Annotated in this window: 1 protein-coding gene; it reads right to left on the bottom strand. The window is 71.3% G+C overall.

Going from position 1 to position 244, the window contains the following annotated elements; genetic code table 11:
• On the bottom strand, nt 1–244 hold a 244-nt coding region (locus tag RVY79_RS21150; RefSeq protein WP_317466576.1), incomplete at both ends, for an aldehyde dehydrogenase family protein.

Here is a 244-nt window from a genome sequence, read left to right as displayed (position 1 = left end):
TCGCGCACGGTCAGCACGGTGGTATCCGCCGGATAGGGGATGGTCTGGCCGTGCAGCTTGTCCGCCGCGCCGGCATAGAACTCGAAGTAGCGGGCGATGGCGCGGGCATCGGCGCGGGCCTGGCGCATGGGCTTGCCGGTGTCGCGGGCCTCCAGGCGGGTGAGTTCTTCTTCGTGATCGGCCAGTCGCAGCGCCACGCGCATGAGCAGCCGGCCGCGCTCGGCGGGGCTCAACTGGCCCCAGA

Source organism: Chromohalobacter sp. HP20-39, assembly GCF_033052815.1.
Classification (GTDB): Bacteria; Pseudomonadota; Gammaproteobacteria; order Pseudomonadales; family Halomonadaceae; genus Chromohalobacter.
This window is presented reverse-complemented; position numbering and strand designations above follow the sequence as displayed.